General features: G+C 41.7%; 2 protein-coding genes. Both read left to right on the forward strand.

Features of this window, described 5'->3' with window-relative positions:
• Positions 1-362, forward strand: a 362-nt coding sequence (locus ABI_RS24255) for a toxin C-terminal domain-containing protein (RefSeq protein WP_211211122.1), incomplete at its 5' end; no start/stop codon positions are given.
• Positions 359-877, forward strand: coding sequence for a hypothetical protein (locus ABI_RS24945; protein ID WP_157138721.1), 519 nt, complete (start codon positions 359-361; stop codon positions 875-877). The genes ABI_RS24255 and ABI_RS24945, both read left to right, overlap by 4 nt.

Genomic DNA, 877 nt, shown 5'->3' on the forward strand with positions numbered 1-877 from the left:
CTACCCGCCTTGCAGGTGGAGCGGCGGCCGGCGCAGCGGCCGGCGGACTCTTGGGCTCAATGACACCTTCTTGTCATAATGGCGGAGGGCAGAGAAGCGGTCACAGCGATCCCGCGAATAGGCTTACAGCCTCTCAACAAAAAGATCTCGCAAAATGGAATAAGTGGGCAGAAGAGAAGAATAAATTTTCACACGGACAGCCCGTATTTTATGATAAGCAGACGCGTAGGTATTTTAGCTATGATGTTGATGGCCATAATGGTGGTATTTGGAAGTCGGCAAAAAGCGTAGATGCTTTAAAAAGTAAAAGTACACGTCTTGGTACTTACGACCACACAGGACAAATTTGGATTCATCAATGAAAAAGCTTATTCAAATTTCAAAATACGCAGGCAGTCGATATGTTCATATCCCAATTTCTGAGCAATGGACCAGTATATATGACTGCGCCCCCCCAGTTGGTGTAGGCGATCTTTCATTTGGCGAATATTGGAAGGCCGAAAGCGCTTACGTTCAAGATTTAATAGAAATTTCCATGAAATTTGAAGTTCCAAATTATATTATATCAGGTCTCGAGATTTCGAAATCATCAAAGAAGCTATTGCCTAGTTGGATCAAAGAAGGGGGTGTTGTCACAGTTGATAATATGGAATTTCTAATTAGATATTGCATGCGGGGCGCGTTGTGGTGTCGATTGCATTATTCTGATCTGATATTTATTATGTTTGGATATGACTTGTATGTTAGGGTTGGCATACAAAGTTGCGAAGATATATATTTAACTCCAAGTAGTGAATTTATAGGTCATGTAGATATGTCTGCAGATCTAGGCGACGATGATTATTATTATTTTGGAGAGTGGAAACCTAGATCGTAG

It is taken from the genome of Asticcacaulis biprosthecium C19, assembly GCF_000204015.1.
Lineage (GTDB): Bacteria > Pseudomonadota > Alphaproteobacteria > Caulobacterales > Caulobacteraceae > Asticcacaulis > Asticcacaulis biprosthecius.

What these genes read in the sequence shown, in the direction of transcription:
- ABI_RS24945 (WP_157138721.1), top strand. Translation starts at nt 359, where the DNA reads ATGAAAAAGCTTATTCAAATTTCAAAATACGCAGGCAGTCGATATGTT.